This is a genomic window from Brevundimonas sp., from assembly GCF_031412435.1.
Taxonomy (GTDB): Bacteria; Pseudomonadota; Alphaproteobacteria; order Caulobacterales; family Caulobacteraceae; genus Brevundimonas.
Genome location: NZ_JANODA010000085.1, coordinates 1 through 18,562, shown reverse-complemented (window position 1 = coordinate 18,562; position 18,562 = coordinate 1). Strand labels below are relative to the sequence as shown.

The window sequence follows — 18,562 nt, the reverse complement described above, 5'->3', positions numbered from 1 at the left end:
AGGCGCTCAGTCGGACGTACCGAGTCGATCGAGCAAGGCCTTGCGGGCGCGGGCGATCCGCAGCTCGACCGCCTTGGACGACAGCCCGAGTATCTGGCCGACTTCGGCATGGGATCGGCTTTCCAGAACCGCGAGAAGCAGCGGCGCGCGCTGACCGTCAGGAAGTTCACGCAGAGCGCGGTTCAGGCGCTCCACTCGCTGCCGATCATCCACCCGGTCTTCGGCCCCGGGCGACGGGTCACCGACCGCCATAGCCTCTCGCGCGTCCAGGCCCATGACGCCCCGGACAAGCCGACGCACGCGGCGACGGCGGCTCCAGTCCCGGCATTTGTTCAGGGCGATGGTTCGCAGCCAGGCGCCGAACGGTCGGTCGGGATCGTATCTCCGGATCGACAGCCAGGCGGCCGCGTAGGTCTCCTGGGCTAGATCCAGCGCCTCGTCCGGATCACCGACATAGCGGGTGACGAAACGGTGCAGGTCGCCTTTTGTCGCCGTCATCAGGCGCGAGAAGGCGGCCCGGTCTCCCAGAGCCGCCTGAACTTCGTCAGTGTCGCCGCCCCCCACGCCGGCTTCAGTCAGCGTCGGCGCGCAAGGTCTCGACCACGGCGCGATCGAATTCTTCCGCCTGTTCGGGCGTCAGCACGGCGCGCATCTCGAACACATGACGGATCGTCGCCATCTGGAGCTCGCCCATGGCGCCGTGGAAATGCTCGACGGCCGCCTGCACCTCGGGGGTGTCGCCCCGGCTCTGGGCGATCGCGGCGGACAGTTCCTGGTTCGCGGCGCGCACTTCGGCTTCCAGCGGCCCGCGTCGCGACGCGAAGGCGGCCTCGATCTGGTCCAGCCGGCGGTCCTGATCCGGGGTCAGGTCCAGCCGCTCGTGAACGATATGGTGCAGGTCAGCAGGCTGATCCTGCCGTGTCGACCAGGTCATAGCGCCCCAGGCGGCGGTCGCACCGACGACGGCTGCAAGGACAGCGGTGACAAGAGTGGACTTCAGGCCGCTCATCCGAGGACGCTCCGCGTATCCAGAGGCTTCGCCGCCATCCGGGTGCTGAACACCGTCAGCTCGCTCCGACCCGGGTCAACCGCCGGGGCGGATACTCCGCCGGCGACTCCGCCGATGCACGCCGCGACGCACAGGGCCGCGACCCGCAGCGTCCGTTCGCGTGCCCGCGCCTGCTTCAACGCGACCCGATCCCAGACGCCATCCTCCAAACCTTCCAGACCCTCCAGAGACCCAACTGTGGAAGGCGGGGTTTGCGCGATCAGGGTCTCCAGGTCTGTCATGCCGATCGTCTCCATGGGTCTCGTCCCTCTACGCACTGGTCCGACCACTCCCTCGCGAGGGGGGTGGTCGGCCATCGTAAACGGAGCATAGTCCTGATCCACATTTTCAAGGAGCCAACGATGAAGCGCCTGATCCTCGCCGCTGTTCTCGCCGTCCCGGCGCCCGCCGCGATGGCCGATGAGCCGGTCAGCACCTCAGTGTCTGCGCAGGTCGCCGATACGGCGGCAGCCCCGGCGACCGCGGTCGTGGACGCATTTCATGCCGCCCTTGGCGCGGGCGACGGGGAGGCGGTCCTCGCGCTGCTTACCGAGGACGTCGTGGTGCTGGAAGAAGGTGGCGCAGAGCGGTCGCGTGAGGAATACGCGGGTCATCACCTGCCCGCCGACATGACCTACGCCGCCTCGACCGAGGCCGAGGTCACCCGCCGCGTGGCCTGGGCCGAGGGCGACGTCGCCTGGGTTCTGACCGAGAGCCGCACCAGCGGCACGTTCAACGGGCGGGCCGTCGATCGCCGGACCGCCGAGACCATGATCCTGCACCGCCAAACAGACGGCTGGCGCATCCGCCATATCCACTGGTCGTCGCGCGCGCCGGCCTGAGCCTTACATTGAGGCCGGCGGCATCTGCACGCCCATCGCCGCGACCAAACCGAGCAGGGCCAGCCCCGCCAGCATCTCCAGACCGATGCTGGTCCGCAATCGCCGCACCACATTGGCCGTGTCGGCCCGGGCCTCGACGGCGTGCGACAGCGCGGGCGTCAAGGTGAGGCGGTTGTGCGCCGCCAGAGCGAACATCACGGCGAACAGAGCCAGCTTTGCGATCAGAAGGAGCCCCCAGGTCGAGCCTGGCACATGGCCAAGGCCCTCCGCACCGATCAGGAAGGCGGCATTGATCAGGCCGGTAATGACAAGGACCGCGACCGCGACCGTCCCGATGGAGGCGAACCTCGCCAGGGACCGCACCGCCAGGTCGGCCGCTTGTGTCGCTGGCCGGAACAACTGCAGGCAAAAGCCCGCCAGAGCGCCCAGCCAGACGCAGGCGGCGAGCGCATGGGCTATGTCGGCCGCAAGATGCCACAGGCCGATCGCCCCCTCGCTGGCGGCGCCATGCCCACTCCAGGCGAAACTGGCGACAGCCCCCGCAAAGGCGAGGATCGCGACAATCCCTCCCGACTTGCGGCGCCACGCGAAGAACAGGGCGGCGACCCCCAGCATAGCCAGTCCCGCCCGCACCACATGCGCGATGCCCAGGCCCGTGGACTGGACGACATAGCCGAGGGCTGCCGGGTCCAGCACCGCGGCCCAGCCTCCCGCCATCATCGCCGTCTGGGCCAAAAGACCGCCCACGGCCGTGACCGCGAGAGCGAGGCCAGCGATGACGGGGGCGCGTCCGGGGTATTGCGGACCGGGTTCGCTCAAGCCGAAAGCCTGGAACAGCGGCAGTCCGAGGGCCACGACGGCCGAAACGAACTGAAGCCAGCGCAGACCGACGACGGTCAGATCGATCGGCACCTCAGCGGACGGTGAAGCTGAAGGTCCCGGTCATTCGATGGCCGTCTGCCGCCGCGATCGCCCAGGCCACCCGGTAGACACCGGTCGTCAGCGGCGCGGCGAAGGACCCGCCCAGTGTCTTGCCGTCCTCTGACACTGCTTTGCCAAGGCTGACAGCACGGCCCCGACTGTCCTCGACCTCAACGGTCGAAAAAGGCGCGGCGAACCGCTCGCTGAAGGTCAGGCTGATCGTCCGGGGGGCGGTGACGGTGGCGCCGTTGCCGGGCGTGGCGGACACCAGTCGGGCATGGGCCAGCACAGGCGAGGAGATGAGCATGATCGCCGCAGTGGCAGCGACGACCGAATGAATACGAACCATGAGAACCTCCGGAGACACCCGGTTCTACGTCGGATCGCGCTCGATCCCTCGCCTGATGGATGAGCAGGCATCGCTCAACACGACGACGAAACGAACCTCAGAGTGCAGCACGCGGAAAAGTCACGACAAATCAGAGGGAAGAGATAGATGCACCGTGACTGTTACAGCTTCGGGCAAACGCGAGGCCCGCTCTGCAGGCTTCGTGTCCATCAGGATTCCATAGTGGAATGGCGCGGCCGGAACGAACGTCCGACCTTCAGATTGGCAGCCCGGACAAGTATCATTTATTTTCAGTTGCTTACGGTGGCCGCGCTGGAACAGGGCGCGAAAGGACCCCTTCTGGACGTCATCGCGTCAATGCGGGCGCCCCCTGCCCATCAGCCCGGACAGTGGCAAGCGCGGCGAGGGCGGACACGGGGTAACGCCGAAGCGCAGCAGTTCGGCCAGAATCGCGGCGGGCCAGTTCATCGCATTGTATGCGGCGAAGACTTCGAAAAACCCGTCACGGGTGAACGGAAGCATCGTCAGGCCCACAGAGATGGACGATCCGCTACCCGATTCTGGGCCCAACGCACGGGAGAGGGCAGCCCATGCCGAGCCACCCCACGCTGATTGCCTCAAGTCCGGTTGGTGGCTAAACGGGTCTTCGGAGCCCGGATATTTGACTCACGTCCTTCGCCACCTCTGCATTGGTCTGGGCGTCGCCCTCCTGGCGGCCATGAACCTGCACGGCGTGTCGCAGTCCCAGCACGACCTTGCCCATGCGGCCGACTGGCCCGCTGTCGCCTTGGTCGAGTCAGATCACGATCACCGTGCGGCTCACGTCCATATGGCTCCGGACGAGGTTCCGGATACCGACCCGGATCGGGACGGTGACGGGCCAATGCCGGTCGGCCATCACCATCACGGCGTCGCCGACGTTCAGGCTGCCATGCCAGCGTCCGGTCGGAGTCTGACGGACGCGTCGTCAGCTGCGTCTGCCCTTCGGCGGCCGGCGCCAGATCCGGCCTTGCCGAGCCATACCGGCGACGGGCCGGAACACCCTCCCAAACGGATGCGCACGGTCGTCTGAACCGGCGCGGCCTTTCGGCTGCGCGCAACCCGTTTTCCGGAGATACCCTTGAAGACCCCGACTGCCGGCTCTGCCGGATCGTGGGCGCGTCTGGCGGCCGTTTCGGCCGTGGCGCTCTCACTGGCGGCCTGGCCGTCCAACGCCGCCGTGGCGCAGGAGCCGACTGGCCCAGCCGCCAATGCCCCCGCCCTGTCCCTCGAACGGGCGCTGGCTCGCGCCGCCGAGGTGGACCCCGGACGTCCGGGCGTGGAGGCGCGTGTGCGCGCCGGTGACGCCGCCGTGCGCCAGGCCGATGTCCGGCCTAATCCGACGCTGGGTGTGATGGTGGAGAACCTGCCCACGCTGGGCGGCGGCAACATCATTGATCGCACCGAGACGACCCTGTCCTACGAGCAGCGGTTCGAACGGGGCGGCGATCGCCCAGCCCGTGTCGCTTTGGCTCGGGGCGAAGCCGCTCTGGTCCAGGCCGAAGCCGCGATCAGACGACTGGACCGGCTTGAGCAGGTGCAGCGCGCCTGGGCGGAGGCCCTGGGCGCCCAGGCCGATCTTGAGATCGCTGGCGAGCGTCTCGCCCTGGCCGAACGCTTCCAGACCGAAGTGCAGCGTCGCGTGGATATGGCGCGCGACCCCCTGTTCGCCGGCGCCCGCGCCGAAGCCGAATTGGCCCAGGCCCAGATCGACTTCGACCAGGCCGAGATCCAGGCCCGTCTGGCCCGCGCCACGCTGGGGCGGTTCTGGATAGGGGCGTCGGATTTCACACTCGACCCGGCCGACTTCGAGGATACCAGCGCCGCGCGGGAAATCGCCGGGGCCGCTGCCGAGATCGACCTCGCGGTTCTGGCCGCGCAGCGCGATGTCGCCCGGGCGAGGGTCAGCGTCGAACAGGCGCGGGCCACGCCCGACGCCACCGTCAGCGTCGGCGTCCGCCACTTCTGGGACGGGCAGGACCTCGGCCTCGTCGTCGGCGGGTCTATCCCGCTCGGCCGCTACGACCGGAATGAAGCCGCCATCGACCGCGCGAGGTTTGAGGGCGTCGCGGCCGAAGCCGACATGGCGGCGCTCCGGCAGGAACGCGAGCGGGAGATCGCCCGCCTCCAGGTTCTCCTCGCTTCGCGGGCGCTGGAAGCCCGACGTATCGCCGCCGAGACGCTGCCCCAGGCCGATCGCGCCGTTGTGCTCGTGCGCGAAGGCTTCGCGCGGGGGGGCTTCACCTACAACGACGTCATCGCTGCACAAAGCGCGCTGCTCGCCACAAGGGCCCGCCGCGTCGGCGTGCTCAAACAGTTTCACATCGATCGCGCCCGCCTTGACCGGCTGACCGGCGCGCATGCCGACCTGCTCGGCCTGGAGACCCGCTCATGATCCGTCACACCCCATCGCGGCGCATCATCGCCGCCTCGCTAGTGGCGCTCGCGGTCGGCGTGTCGGCCTGCGGACAAGGCGCGGCCGAAAAGGCCGAGGGCGAAGTCGCCGCCGGCGGCTATGAGCGCGGTCCCCATCGCGGGCGGATGCTGCGCGACGGCGACTTCGCGCTGGAGGTCACGATCTACGAGGAGGGGCCGGAACCGCTGTTCCGCCTCTATCCCTATCTCAAGGACAAGCCGGTCGATCCGCGGCAGGTGCAGGCGACCATCGCCCTGGGCAGAACCGGACCGAAGACCGACCGCTTCACCTTCACGCCCGAGAACGACTACCTCACCGGCCCCGGGGTGGTGTCCGAGCCGCACTCATTCGACGTGACGGTGACCGCCACCCATGCCGGCAAGCAGCACCGCTGGGCCTATGCGTCCTATGAAGGTCGCACGACCATCGCCGCCGATGCCGCCCGGGCCGGCGGCGTCACAGTCGAACGGGTCGGACCCGCAACTCTGGGCGAGAGCCTGGCCTTGACCGGCCGGGTCGAGATCACGCCGGAGGGCCAGGCCGAGGTCCACGCCCGCTATCCGGGTCGGGTGATGGCCCTGAACGTCGCCCTCGGAACCCGGGTCTCTCGCGGGCAGGTCATCGCCCGTGTGGAGTCCAGCGAGAGCCTCCAGACCTATGCGATCACCGCGCCGATCTCCGGCATGATCGTGGCCAAGAACGTCAACGTCGGTTCGATCACCGGCGGCGGCGAGCCGATGCTGATGATCGGCGATCCCACCCGGCTTCACGCCGAGTTCCTGCTCTATCCGCGCGACGCCGAGCGGGTGCGCGCGGGCCAGCCGGTGGTCGTGAAGAGCCTGGCGGGCGACTACACCTTCAACGGCCGGATCGAGGCGGTGCTGCCCTCGGCCGATCTGACCAGTCAGGTTCTGATCGCTCACGTCGACCTGCCCTATCAGGGCGGCATCTGGAGACCCGGTCTCGGCGTGTCGGGGGAGGTGCAGGTGGGGTCGACTCCGGCGCCGCTCGCTGTGCGCACCCGGGCGCTCCAGCCGTTCCGCGATTTCACCGTGGTCTATGCCCGCTTCGGCACGACCTATGAGGTGCGGATGCTCGAACTGGGCCGTCGCACGCCCGAGTGGACCGAGGTCCTCAGCGGCATCGAACCCGGCGTCGAATATGTGGTGGACGGCGCCTTCCTGATCCGCGCGGACGTCGAGAAGTCCGGCGCGAGCCATGACCACTAGGGGCGCTGATCAATATGCTCGAACGCATCATCGCGCTGTCGATCCGCTTTCGCTGGGTCGTCATGGCGCTCGTGGTCCTGGCCTGCGCGGTCGGCGTCTGGAGTTTCCAGCGCCTGCCCATCGACGCTACGCCCGACATCACCAACGTCCAGGTGCAGATCAACACCGAGGCTCCCGGCTTCTCGCCGCTGGAGTCGGAACAGCGGATCACCTTCCCGGTCGAAACCGCGATCGCGGGCGTGCCGGGGCTGCAATACACCCGCTCGGTCTCGCGCTACGGACTGAGCCAGGTGACGGTCGTCTTCGAGGACGGCACAGACATCTATTTCGCGCGCCAGCTGGTCAACGAGCGGCTTCAGGCCGCGAGGGGGCAGTTGCCTGAGGGCCTGACGCCCGAGCTCGGGCCCATCACCACCGGGCTCGGCGAAATCTTCATGTATACGATCGAGGCCGAGCCTGCCGCACGCCGGCCCGACGGCGAACTGTACACACCCGAAGACCTGCGCACGCTCCAGGACTGGGTCATCCGTCCGCAACTGCGCAACACGCCGGGCGTCACCGACGTCAACACCATCGGCGGGTTCGAGAGGCAGTATCACGTCACCCCCTGGCCCGACCGTCTGGTCGCCTACGGCGTCACCATGGCCGAGGTCGTGGAGGCCCTGAACCGGAACAACGCCAACGTTGGGGCCGGCTATGTCGAACGCTACGGCGAGCAGTATCTGGTGCGCGTCCCGGGCCAGGCGGAAGGCCTTGAAGACCTCGGGGCGATCACCGTCTCCAACCGCAACGGCGTGCCCGTCCGGGTGGCCGACGTGGCCGATCTGGTCATGGGCGAGGAACTGCGCACGGGCGCCGCCACCGAAGACGGCCGCGAGGTCGTGCTCGGCACCGTGTTCATGCTGGTCGGGGAGAACAGCCGCACCGTCGCCCGGGCGGTCGCCGCCCGGCTCGACGAAGCAGCCGGGGCGCTGCCCGCAGGAGTCCGGGCCGTGCCGGTCTATGACCGAACCGATCTGGTCGATCGGGCGATCCACACTGTCGAGAAGAACCTGCTGGAAGGCGCGCTTCTGGTCATCGTGGTGCTGTTCCTCCTGCTTGGGAACATTCGCGCCGCCCTGATCACGGCGGCGGTCATCCCCATCACCATGCTGATGACCATCACCGGCATGGTGCGGACCGGTGTGTCAGGCAATCTGATGAGCCTCGGGGCGCTCGACTTCGGGCTGATCGTCGATGGCGCCGTCATCATCGTCGAGAACTGTCTGCGTCGCTTCGGCGAGGCGCAGCATCAGCAGGGTCGGCTTCTGACCCGTAGCGAACGTTTCGCCCTGGCCGCCTCGGCTTCCAGCGAGGTGATCCGGCCGTCCCTGTTCGGGGTGCTGATCATCACCCTGGTCTATGTGCCGATCTTCGCCCTGACCGGGGTCGAGGGGAAGATGTTCCACCCGATGGCGATCACGGTCGTCATTGCCCTCACCTGCGCCCTGGTCCTGTCGCTGGTCTTCGTGCCGGCCGCCGTGGCCATGTTCGTCACCGGCAAGGTCGAGGAAAAGGACAGCTTCGTCATGCGCGGAGCGCGGCGCTTCTATCAACCGGCGCTGGAGATGGCCCTGCGCCTGCGCGTGGCTTTCGTCGCGGTCGCGGTCGCCCTGGTCGCGATCGCCGCCCTGGGGGCCAGCCGGATGGGGTCGGAGTTCATTCCGAACCTCGACGAGGGCGACATCGCCCTGCACGCCCTGCGCATTCCCGGCACCTCCCTGAGCCAGGCCGTGCAGATGCAGACCGCCCTGGAGCGGCGCATCGCGCAGTTCCCGGAGGTGGAGCGGGTGGTGGCCAAGATCGGGACGGCGGAGATCGCCACCGATCCGATGCCGCCCTCGGTCGCCGACACCTTCATCATGCTGAAGGACCGCAAGGACTGGCCGAACCCGCGCAAGCCCCGGGACGAACTGCTGGCGGAAATGCAGGCGGCCGTCGCCGAGATACCAGGCAACAATTACGAGTTCACCCAGCCGATCCAGATGCGGTTCAATGAACTGCTGTCCGGCGTCCGGGCAGACGTGGCGATCAAGGTGTTCGGCGACGACCTCGACGAGTTGCTCGAAGTCGGCAACGCCGTCGAAAGCGTCATCAGCGGCGTCGAGGGAGCCGAGGACATCTCGGTCGAACAGGTGACCGGCCTGCCGGTGCTCCAGATCAGACCCGACCGCGCCGCCCTGTCGCGACTGGGCATCAGCATGGACGACGTCCAGCAGGTGGTGTCGGCTTCGATCGGGGGCGTGGTCGCCGGCCAGGTGTTCGAGGGTGACCGACGCTTCGACGTCGTGGTCCGCCTGCCCGAGACCCTGCGGCAGGATACCGAGACCATCGGCCGTCTGCGCATCCCGGTGCCTGGCTCTGGCGGAACCGCCTTCGTGCCGCTCGATGAGATCGCCACCATCGCCGTGGAGACGGGACCGAACCAGATCAGCCGGGAGGACGGCAAGCGTCGCGTGGTGGTCACCGCCAATGTGCGGGGTCGGGACCTCGGCTCATTCATTGCCGAGGTGCAGGAGAAGGTCGGAGCCGAGGTCGAGGTCCCGGTGGGCTACTGGATCAGCTACGGCGGCACCTTCGATCAACTGATCTCGGCGGCAAGGCGCCTCCAGTTGGTGGTGCCAGTGGTGCTGCTGCTCATCTTCGGCCTGCTGTTCGCCCTGTTCCGGTCAGTGAAGGACTCGGCCATCGTCTTCTCCGGCGTGCCCCTGGCGTTGACCGGGGGCGTGGCGGCCCTGGCCATGCGGGACCTGCCCCTGTCGATCTCGGCGGCGGTCGGCTTCATCGCCCTGTCCGGCGTCGCCGTGCTGAACGGCGTCGTCATGGTCAGCTTCATCCGCACCCTCATCGCCGAGGGCAGGCCGCTCGGCGAAGCGATCCGCGAGGGCGCCCTGACACGTCTGCGGCCGGTGTTGATGACCGCCCTGGTCGCCAGCCTGGGCTTCGTGCCCATGGCGCTGAACGTCGGGGCGGGCGCCGAGGTCCAGCGCCCGCTGGCCACGGTCGTGATCGGGGGGATCCTCTCCTCGACCATCCTGACCCTGCTCGTGCTCCCCGCCCTGTACAGCCTGGTCCATGGCCGTCCGCCAAGCCCTGCCGGCGCGCGGCCCGCCTGGATCAACCGTCTTCCCTTCAACCGGAGCAAGGCATGACCGCCACGACCCATCGATGGGCTGCCTGGCTGAGGACGCCCGCCGGCGTCCTCGTGCTCGGGCTGCTGATTCTGTTCCTCAACGGCCTGCTGACAGCCGCCTTCGCCCACGGCGTCGCCGACGGCGACAAGGGCTACATTCAGGAGACCTCGGGCTTCCTGTTCTGGCCGTTCCTGTATCTGGGGGCCAAGCACATGGTCACCGGCTACGACCACCTGTTGTTCCTGCTGGGGGTGATCTTCTTCGTCTACCGGATGAAGGACATCAGCATCTATGTGACGCTGTTCGCCATCGGCCACTCCTCGACCCTGCTGCTGGGTGTGCTGACCGACATCAGCGTCTCCAGCTATCTGGTGGATGCCATCATCGGCCTGTCGGTCGTCTACAAGGCGCTCGACAACATGGGGGCCTGGCAGCGCTGGTTCGGTTTCCAGCCCGACACCAAGGCCGCGACCCTGGTGTTCGGCCTGTTCCACGGCTTCGGCCTGGCGACCAAACTTCAGGACTTCAACATGTCGCCCGACGGCCTGATCGGCAATCTGCTGGCGTTCAACGTCGGGGTCGAGATCGGCCAGCTTCTGGCCCTGGGCGCCATCCTGATTGTCATGGGCTTCTGGAGGAAGACCTCCGGCTTCTGGCGCCACGCCTATACCGCCAATGTGGTCGTCATGACCCTCGGCTTCATTCTGGCGGGCTATCAGCTCGTCGGCTTCTTCGTCGCCTGACCGGAGACTTGACCCATGTATAACGCCAACAAGCCCGACGCCTTCGAACTGCCCTCGACGGGCATGCTGCTGAAATCGACCGGCATCGCCGTCGTGGTCGCCTCCGCTCTTCTCGTCACTGTCGTCCTGCCCGCCGAATACGGCGTCGATCCGACCCGGATCGGATCCCTGCTCGGTCTGACCGAGATGGGGCGCATCAAGATGCAACTGGCCGCCGAAGCCGAGGCGGAAGAAGCGGGTCTCGCTTTGGCGGCGTCCGCCCCGGCCGCCGTCACCACGACCGCCCACGTCACCCCTGCCGACACGGCCGCTGCCCCGTCCGGCCAACGCACGGACGAAACCGTCATCACCCTCGCTCCCGATCAGGGCGCCGAGATCAAGCTGGTGATGGAGGAAGGCGCGCGCGTCGACTTCACCTGGACGAGCAGCGGCGGTGCGGTCAATTTCGACACCCACGCCGACCGACCTGGCACACCCTACCACGGCTATGGCAAAGGCTCGGAGCAACGGGTCGAGGGCGAACTCGTCGCTGCATTCACAGGCAGCCACGGCTGGTTCTGGCGCAACCGCACCGGCGAGCCGGTGACCATCACCCTGCGCACTGAGGGGGCATATTCAGAGGTCAAGCGGGTAGTCTAGATGCTCTACTTCATCCTCAAGGCCGCGCTCTCCGGCGTGATCATCGCGGCCATCTCGACCGTGTCCAGACGCTATCCCGGATTTGGCGCGCTCATCGCGTCTCTGCCACTGATTTCGGTGCTCGGCATGATCTGGCTGTGGCGCGATCGTCCGGACCCCGCGAACATGGCTGACCATGCTATGGCGACCTTCTGGTTCGTCTTGCCCTCCCTGCCGATGTTCCTCGCCATCCCCGTCCTGCTGAAAGCCGGCGTCGACTTCCGGGCCGCCCTGATCGTCGGATGCCTGCTCACGATCGTCCTCTACAGCCTGATGATCTGGCTCGGGCCGAGGTTAGGTCTGCGGCTGTAATCGACGCTCCCCCTACCATCTACCCGGGGTCAGACCTGTCGTCTGTTCGGCAGAAGGCGCATCGAGCGAACGATTCCCTGGGGCCTGTCCCGACCGAGCCGGCCACACCGGCGCAACTGACCCTTCCCGGATATCTCCTCCAGTCGTTCTGACAAGGAATCCAGCGACGAGGCGACCAGAGAACCCCAGACTATCTCCGCCGGAAAATCTTCACTGTTCCAACGCCTGAAAACCACCTTCGGGGTTACAGATCGCACCAAAGGACCTGGTGCCATTTCTGCTCGGCGCCCGGAAAAGACGTCGGCGCGGTGCCGGGAACACGACATTCCGATCTGCAAGGCGGCGCGGGTGCGTTCGACGACGGCGTCGAAGTCGTCCTCGATGGTGCGGGCGTGGAAATAGCTCCTGTCGTCTATCCTTCGGGTTTGTCGCGGTAGATGTCGCAGAGCAGGGCGATGAGGCGGGCGGCGCCTGGGTCGGAGATGTGGTAGTAGATGGTCTGGGCCTCGCGTCGCGGAGCAATGACGCCGGCCTGGCGCAAGCGGGCGAGATGCTGCGAACAGGCCGACTGCGACAGACCCGCGTAGCCGGCCAGATCGCCGACCGCGCACTCGCCTTCACCGAGCCGGCACATCAGCATCAGCCTCTGCTCGTTGGCGAACAGCTGCAAAAGCCGGGCTGCGGGAGCCGCACTCGCCTCAAGCTTGGCAAGGGCGGCGGCGTTCGGCATGGGCAAGGCGTCTTTCATGGCGTCTCTTCCGCGGGGCCGGGCGCGGCCAGGGGTCGGCCGTCGTCCTTCAACGCGATATAGATTGCAGGGATCACCAGCACCGTCAGAATCGTCGAGGAGATCAGGCCGAACAACAGGGAGATCGCCAGACCCTGGAAGATCGGGTCGAACAGGATCACCGCTGCCCCGATCATCGCCGCCAGCGCGGTCAACAGGATGGGCTTGAAGCGGATGGCCCCGGCCTCCAGCAGCACCTCACGCAGGGGGCGTCCGGGCGTTCGGGCATGGCGGATGAAGTCGACCAGCAGGATCGAGTTTCGCACGATGATCCCCGCCAGGGCGATGAAACCGATCATCGAGGTGGCGGTGAACGGCGCTCTGAAAAGCATGTGGCCGATGACGATGCCGATCAGGGTCAGGGGGATGGGCGTCAGGATCACCAGCGGAATGCGGAAATCCTTGAACTGGGCGACGACCAGAACATAGATCCCCAGCAGGGCCACGCCGAACGCGGCGCCCATGTCGCGGAAGGTGACCCAGGTGATCTCCCATTCGCCATCCCACAGCACCGTGGGAACCGTCTCGTCCGTAGGCTGGCCGTTGAGCCGGACCTGGGGGCGCGGCAGCCCCTTCCAGTCGTGCGCCTCGATGGCCGCGTCTATGGCGAGGATGCCGTAGATCGGGGCCTCGAACTGGCCCGCCAGTTCGGCGGTGACCATCTCGGCGGCGCGGCCGTCGCGGCGGTAGACGGGCCAGCTGGCCAGCTCGTGACGCGCCTCGACCACCTCGCCCAGTTCGACCAGCCGCCGGCCGCCGTCGATTATGGTCACGGCCACCGGCATGACGGCCATCTGTTCGTTCCAGGTCCGGGCCGACTGGGGCAGGCGCACGGCGATCTCCACCGGGGTCCGCTCGTCGTCGCGCGCGGCGTAACCAAGGATCTGGCCGCCCATGACGGCGGCGATGGAGTCGTGGACCTCGCGCTCGGACAGACCGAAGCGCTCGATCTTCTCGCGGTCGGGGATCAGGCGCAGGACCGGGCGGCGGGCGCCGTAGCTGTTGTCGACGTCGACCACCGAGGGCTCGGCGCGGAACAGGGTCTCCAGCTCGGCGGCCACGGCGCGGCGCGTCGCGGGATCGGGGCCGTAGACCTCGGCCAGCAGGGTCGCCAGCACGGGCGGCCCCGGCGGGGCCTCGACCACCTTGAGCGACGAGCCGGCCGGCAGCGGCAGGTCGGCCAGACGCCGCCGAAGGTCGAGGGCGATGGCGTGGCTGCTGCGGCTGCGCTCGCCCTTGGGGGCCAACATGACGGCCAGATCGCCCTGTTCGGCGCCGGCGCGCAGGAAATAGTGGCGCACCAGGCCGTTGAAATTGAACGGCGCGGCGGTCCCGGCGTAGCTCTCCAGCGACTCGACCTCGGGCAGGCTCCCGGCCACGGCCGCGGCCCCGGCGAGGGTGCGTTCCGTGGTCTCGAGGCTGGTCCCTTCGGGCATGTCGAGCACGATCTGCAGCTCGGACTTGTTGTCGAACGGCAGGAGCTTCACCGGCACCGCGCGGAAGCCGAACATCGACATGGCCAGCAGGGTTGCGAGGCCGACAACGATCAGGAAGGTCCAGGCGCTGCGGCGCGAACGGATCACCGGCGTTGCGACCTTGCGGTAGAGGCGGCCCAGCATGCCGCCGTCCTGATCGTGGCCATGGCCGCCGGACAGGGTCTTGCGGGCAAAGCGGATCATCAGCCACGGCGCGATGACCACGGCGACGAAGAAGGAGAAGACCATGGCCGCCGAGGCGTTGACCGGGATCGGCGCCATATAGGGGCCCATCAGGCCAGAGACGAACAGCATGGGCAGGAGGGCGGCGACCACCGTCAGGGTTGCGACCACGGTCGGATTGCCGACCTCGGCCACGGCCTCGACGGTGGCCTGGGCGCGGCTGCGGCCGTCGTTCATGGCCCAGTGCCGGGCGATGTTCTCGATCATCACGATAGCGTCGTCGACGAGGATGCCGATCGAGAAAATCAGGGCGAACAGGCTGACGCGGTTGATGGTGTAGCCCATCAGGTTGGAGGCGAAGAGGGTCAGCAGGATGGTCGTTGGGATCACCACCGCCGTCACGCCCGCCTCGCGCCAGCCGATGGCGAAGCCAATCAGGATGACGATGGAGATGGTCGCGAGGCCGAGGTGCATGAGCAACTCGTTGGCCTTCTCGTTGGCGGTCTCGCCGTAGTCGCGGGTGACCACGACCTCGAGGCCGTCGGGGATCAGCGTGCCTTTCAGCGCCTCGACCCGCTGCATGACACCATGGGAGACCACCACGGCGTTGGCGCCCTGACGCTTTGCCACGGCCAGGCTGACGGCGGGCGTGCGGCTCCAGCCGTCGCCGCTCCGGGCGTAGTGGGCCGCGCGGGCCTGATCCTCGCGCGGGGCCTGAACGACGGTCGCCACGTCGCGCAGATAGACGGGCTCGCCGGCCATGGAGCTGACGGTCAGCAGGGAGGCGTCATCAGGCGTGGCCAGCCGCTCGCCCGAGCGCAGCGACACGGCCTGGCCCTGGTCGCGGAAGGCGCCTGCGGGGAAGCTGCGATTGGCCTGGGCGACAGTCTCCAGCACCGAAGACAGGGCCACGCCGCGCGCGGCCATGCGGGCGGGATCGGGCTCGACCCGGATCTCGGACGGTCGTCCGCCGACGATGAAGGTCAGGCCGACGTCCTCGACCTTGCCGATTTCGGTGCGCAGGCGGGCGGCGACGTCGTACAGGGCCTGGTCGCTCCAGCGTGCGGCGGCGTCGGCGCGCGGCGTCAGGGTCAGGACCACGGCCGGCACATCGTTGATACCGCGGGTAACGATCTGCGGCTCGGACACCCCGACGGGAATGGAGCCATAGTTGGCGCGCACCTTCTCATGCACGCGAACCGCCGCGTCGTCGGGATCGGAGCCGACGAGGAAGCGGGCGGTGACCATGACCTGGTCGTCCTGCACCTGGGTGTAGACGTGTTCGACGCCGTCAATGCTGCGGACGATGGCTTCCAGCGGCTTGGCCGCCAGTTCCGTCGCGTCGGAGGCGCTCAGTCCCGGGGCCGAAACCATGATGTCGACCATGGGCACGCTGATCTGCGGCTCCTCCTCGCGGGGGATCGACAGCACGGCCATCAGGCCGACGGCGATCGCCGCCAGCAGCATCAGGGGGGTCAGCGGCGAATTGAGCGTGGCCTTCGTCAGCCGTCCGGACAGGCCCAGGTTCATCGGGCCGTCTCCAGGGCCAGGACCACATTGCCTGCGGCGAGACCCGACAGCACCTCGACCCGGTCGCCGTTGACGGGGCCGCCCAGCTGGACCGGCGCCTCGCTGACGCGGCCGGCGCGGTCGATGGTGCGGACGAAGTCGATGCCGTAGCGGGTGGCGACGGCGCGGCGGGGAATGACCAGCGCGCGGCGCTGACCGACCGGAACCAGGACGGTGACCCGCTGCCCGACGCGGTCGCTGTTCAGGCCGGCGACCGAGATATCGGCGGTGATCTGGCCGCCGGTCGCAGCCGGATAGACCTGGGCGATGGTCCCGGCGCTGACGCCGGGCAGGTCCTCGGACGAAACGACGACGCCTTGCCCGACCCGCAGGTTGCGGCCCTGGGCCTCGGGCAATTCCAGCCGCAGGACCAGCGGGCCTGCGGTGATGGTGGCGACCGACTGGCCGGCGCTGACCACCGAACCTGCGGGCACGTCAGCGGCGAGCACCCGCCCGGAGGTCGGGGCGAGGATTCGGCCCTGGGTTCCGGTCTCGGCGCTGGCCGAGCGCACAGCGCGCGCCGCACGCACCTGGGCGTCGGCGGCCCGGGAGGCGGCGAAGGCCTGATCGAGCCGGGCCTGGGCATAGATGCCGTGATCGAACAGGGTCTGGATCCGCGACAGATCGGCCCGGGCGCGCCCGGCCTCGGCCTCGGCGGCCGCGACCTGGGCGCCGTAGGCCGCTGTCTCGAGGCCGACCCGGTTGTCGACGACCACACCGATGATCTGACCCTGACGCACCGTGTCGCCCTCGCGCACGTTCAGCTGGGTGAGCGTGCCCGGGATACGGGCCCGCGCCTCGCCGAGATCGCGCGAAGCGACCACGGCCGAGGCCGGCTTGACCGCGTCGATCGGGGCTTCGGTCACGGTCAGGCGTTCGCCGCGCACCGGCGCGGTCGCCGCAATCTGAGGCTCTCCGCCGCAGGCCGACAGGGCGCCGGCCAGAAGGGCGGCTGCGGCGAGGGCGGGGAACAGGGCCGTGGGCGTTTTCATCTGGCCGTCCTTATGTAAGCTTGCTCTAATATTATATGTAGCTAATATGATTGCAAGCCTGAGCACTGTCCTCCAGCCGCCGGTCGTGAGCCTTGATACGGATCAAGGCAGGGCGGGTCGGGCCGGCGCAGGATCGGGCGTCAATGAACCGTCCCGGGAAGGAGACCGCACATGGATCGGCCCGCCATCGTTGTCATGGGCGCAGGCCTCGGCGGCGCCATCGCCGCCTATGAACTGCGCCACGTCCTGGGCGACCGCGCGCGGATCGTCATGGTGTCGAAGGGCGACATCTTCCATTTCACCCCGTCGAACCCCTGGGTGGCGGTGAACTGGCGCAAGCGCGAAGCCATCGAAGTCAGCCTGCCGGAGGTGATGAAACGCAAGGGCGTGGAGTTCATCAACGTCGCCGCGACGGGCGTCCGCCCCGCCGAGAAGGGCATCGATCTCGCCGACGGTCGCGCGCTTTACTACGACTATCTGGTGATCGCCACCGGGCCTGATCTTGCTTTCGACGAGATCCCGGGCCTCGGCCCAGACGGCCATACGGTGTCGATCTGTCATGTCGATCACGCGGTCGAGGCCGCCGTGGCCTTCGACCGCTTTGTCGAAAACCCGGGCCCGATCGTGGTCGGCGCCGTGCAGGGCGCCTCGTGCTTCGGCCCGGCCTATGAATTCGCCATGATCCTCGACACCGAGTTGCGCCGCCGCAAGGTGCGCGACAAGGTGCCGATGACCTTCGTCACCTCGGAACCCTACATCGGCCACCTCGGCCTCGACGGGGTCGGCGACACCAAGGGGTTGCTGGAAAGCGAGATGCGCCAGCGGCACATCAAATGGGTCACCAATGCCAGGGTGAAGGGCGTCGAGGCCGGCCTCATGCACGTCGAGGAGATCGCCGAGGACGGCGCCGTCAAGGCCAGTCACGACCTGCCCTTCGCCTATTCCATGATGCTGCCCGCCTTCCGCGGGGTCGAGGCGGTGCGCGGGGTCGAGGGGCTGACCAATCCGCGCGGCTTCATCCTGGTCGACAAACACCAGCGCAATCCAACCTGGCCGGACATCTTCGCGCTCGGCGTCTGTATCGCCATCCCGCCGACCGGACCGACGCCGGTGCCGGTGGGCGTGCCCAAGACCGGCTTCATGATCGAGAGCATGGTCACAGCCATCGCGGCCAATCTGAAGCAGATCCTCGACGGCGAGGCGCCGACGAACGAGGCCAGCTGGAACGCCATCTGCCTGGCCGATTTCGGCGACGGCGGGGTGGCCTTCATGGCCCAGCCGCAGATCCCGCCGCGCAACATCAACTGGTCGGCCAGCGGCCGCTGGGTGCACGCCGCCAAGGTCGCCTTCGAGGGCTACTTCCTGCACAAGGTTCGCAGGGGTCAGGCCGAGCCGCTCTACGAGAAGCTGGCTCTCGACCTGATCGGCGCCCACAAGCTGCGCCGCACGACCCAATCCACCCCCGCACAGGAGCCGAAGGCATGAGCCTCGATCGCGCCGTCATGATGTTCGCCGGCCTGATGGTGCTGGTCAGCGTCGCCCTGACCCATTGGGTTCACCCGGCATGGATGTGGCTGACCGTGTTCGTCGGCCTGAACCTTCTACAGGCGTCGATCACCCGCTTCTGCCCGGCTGCAAAGCTATTCGGGCGGCTGGGCATGCGGCCCGGGAGAGCGTTTCGATAGAACGGTCACCGTGCGGCTGCGGGCCGGGGTCGACGATCAAATCAGTCGAAGTCGGCAGCAGTGCCGCTGTCGGACGTCACAACTGGTTGGACCCCGGCAAAGAATGGCGCGCCCGGAACGA

Annotated in this window: 18 protein-coding genes; 9 read left to right on the top strand and 9 right to left on the bottom strand. The window is 68.0% G+C overall.

All coding sequences use genetic code 11. The features are described from left to right. Positions 1–6: 6 nt before the first annotated feature. From RMO01_RS16840 to RMO01_RS16830, 3 genes are read right to left on the bottom strand one after another with little or no spacing between them, the layout of a single operon-like run. A complete protein-coding gene (locus RMO01_RS16840) occupies positions 7–564 on the bottom strand; it encodes an RNA polymerase sigma factor (protein ID WP_309630222.1) in 558 nt (185 codons plus the stop codon). Between the two features lie 7 nt (positions 565–571). Next, on the bottom strand, positions 572–1,009 hold the full coding sequence (locus RMO01_RS16835; RefSeq protein ID WP_309630221.1) for a periplasmic heavy metal sensor: 438 nt from the start codon (positions 1,007–1,009) through the stop codon (positions 572–574). After that, the gene (locus tag RMO01_RS16830) at positions 1,006–1,290 is read right to left on the bottom strand and encodes a hypothetical protein (RefSeq protein WP_309630220.1); all 285 of its coding nucleotides are present in this window, start codon (positions 1,288–1,290) and stop codon (positions 1,006–1,008) included. Before RMO01_RS16830 ends, RMO01_RS16835 begins: the two co-directional genes overlap by 4 nt. 120 nt (positions 1,291–1,410) lie before the next feature. Here RMO01_RS16830 and RMO01_RS16825 point away from each other — a divergent pair, with 120 nt between their 5' ends. Further along, positions 1,411–1,890: a nuclear transport factor 2 family protein gene (locus RMO01_RS16825; RefSeq protein WP_309630219.1), complete on the top strand. Its 480-nt coding sequence runs from the start codon at positions 1,411–1,413 to the stop codon at positions 1,888–1,890. Positions 1,891–1,893: 3 nt separating this feature from the next. On the opposite strand, the gene copD is transcribed toward RMO01_RS16825, so the two are convergent. The 3 genes from copD to RMO01_RS16810 form a co-directional block, all read right to left on the bottom strand. Next, positions 1,894–2,802, bottom strand: coding sequence for a copper homeostasis membrane protein CopD (copD, locus tag RMO01_RS16820; RefSeq protein ID WP_309630218.1), 909 nt, complete (start codon positions 2,800–2,802; stop codon positions 1,894–1,896). Position 2,803: 1 nt separating this feature from the next. Beyond that, positions 2,804–3,160, bottom strand: a complete 357-nt coding sequence (gene copC, locus RMO01_RS16815) for a copper homeostasis periplasmic binding protein CopC (RefSeq protein WP_309630217.1) — start codon at positions 3,158–3,160, stop codon at positions 2,804–2,806. A 354-nt stretch (positions 3,161–3,514) separates the two neighbouring features. Further along, positions 3,515–3,682: a hypothetical protein gene (locus RMO01_RS16810; RefSeq protein ID WP_309630216.1), complete on the bottom strand. Its 168-nt coding sequence runs from the start codon at positions 3,680–3,682 to the stop codon at positions 3,515–3,517. Between the two features lie 598 nt (positions 3,683–4,280). Here RMO01_RS16810 and RMO01_RS16805 point away from each other — a divergent pair. From RMO01_RS16805 to RMO01_RS16780, 6 genes are read left to right on the top strand one after another with little or no spacing between them, the layout of a single operon-like run. Next, positions 4,281–5,594: a TolC family protein gene (locus RMO01_RS16805; protein ID WP_309630215.1), complete on the top strand. Its 1,314-nt coding sequence runs from the start codon at positions 4,281–4,283 to the stop codon at positions 5,592–5,594. Beyond that, positions 5,591–6,844, top strand: a complete 1,254-nt coding sequence (locus tag RMO01_RS16800) for an HlyD family efflux transporter periplasmic adaptor subunit (RefSeq protein ID WP_309630214.1) — start codon at positions 5,591–5,593, stop codon at positions 6,842–6,844. Before RMO01_RS16805 ends, RMO01_RS16800 begins: the two co-directional genes overlap by 4 nt. Positions 6,845–6,858: 14 nt before the next feature. Then, positions 6,859–10,035 carry a CusA/CzcA family heavy metal efflux RND transporter gene (locus RMO01_RS16795; protein WP_309630213.1) on the top strand — a complete coding sequence of 1,059 codons (3,177 nt, stop codon included), beginning with the start codon at positions 6,859–6,861 and terminating at the stop codon, positions 10,033–10,035. Then, positions 10,032–10,760 carry a HupE/UreJ family protein gene (locus RMO01_RS16790; RefSeq protein WP_309630212.1) on the top strand — a complete coding sequence of 243 codons (729 nt, stop codon included), beginning with the start codon at positions 10,032–10,034 and terminating at the stop codon, positions 10,758–10,760. The genes RMO01_RS16795 and RMO01_RS16790 overlap by 4 nt, the downstream gene beginning before the upstream one ends. A 15-nt stretch (positions 10,761–10,775) precedes the next feature. Beyond that, positions 10,776–11,399: a transmembrane anchor protein gene (locus RMO01_RS16785; RefSeq protein WP_309630211.1), complete on the top strand. Its 624-nt coding sequence runs from the start codon at positions 10,776–10,778 to the stop codon at positions 11,397–11,399. After that, the gene (locus tag RMO01_RS16780; RefSeq protein ID WP_309630210.1) at positions 11,400–11,750 is read left to right on the top strand and encodes a DUF3147 family protein; all 351 of its coding nucleotides are present in this window, start codon (positions 11,400–11,402) and stop codon (positions 11,748–11,750) included. 412 nt (positions 11,751–12,162) lie between these two features. Here the strand turns inward: RMO01_RS16780 and RMO01_RS16775 are convergent, their stop codons facing one another. The 3 genes from RMO01_RS16775 to RMO01_RS16765 are packed head-to-tail and all read right to left on the bottom strand — an operon-like array spanning position 12,163 to position 16,756. Further along, the gene (locus tag RMO01_RS16775) at positions 12,163–12,498 is read right to left on the bottom strand and encodes a metalloregulator ArsR/SmtB family transcription factor (protein ID WP_309630209.1); all 336 of its coding nucleotides are present in this window, start codon (positions 12,496–12,498) and stop codon (positions 12,163–12,165) included. Beyond that, positions 12,495–15,725 (bottom strand): efflux RND transporter permease subunit, encoded by a 3,231-nt coding sequence (locus tag RMO01_RS16770; RefSeq protein WP_309630208.1) that lies wholly within the window; start codon positions 15,723–15,725, stop codon positions 12,495–12,497. The genes RMO01_RS16775 and RMO01_RS16770 overlap by 4 nt, the downstream gene beginning before the upstream one ends. Then, positions 15,722–16,756, bottom strand: coding sequence for an efflux RND transporter periplasmic adaptor subunit (locus RMO01_RS16765; protein WP_309630207.1), 1,035 nt, complete (start codon positions 16,754–16,756; stop codon positions 15,722–15,724). Before RMO01_RS16765 ends, RMO01_RS16770 begins: the two co-directional genes overlap by 4 nt. Positions 16,757–16,927: 171 nt before the next feature. Between RMO01_RS16765 and RMO01_RS16760 the strand changes: the two genes are divergently transcribed. Beyond that, positions 16,928–18,241, top strand: coding sequence for an FAD/NAD(P)-binding oxidoreductase (locus RMO01_RS16760; RefSeq protein WP_309630206.1), 1,314 nt, complete (start codon positions 16,928–16,930; stop codon positions 18,239–18,241). Next, on the top strand, positions 18,238–18,441 hold the full coding sequence (locus RMO01_RS16755; protein ID WP_309630205.1) for a DUF2892 domain-containing protein: 204 nt from the start codon (positions 18,238–18,240) through the stop codon (positions 18,439–18,441). Before RMO01_RS16760 ends, RMO01_RS16755 begins: the two co-directional genes overlap by 4 nt. Positions 18,442–18,562: the final 121 nt, after the last annotated feature.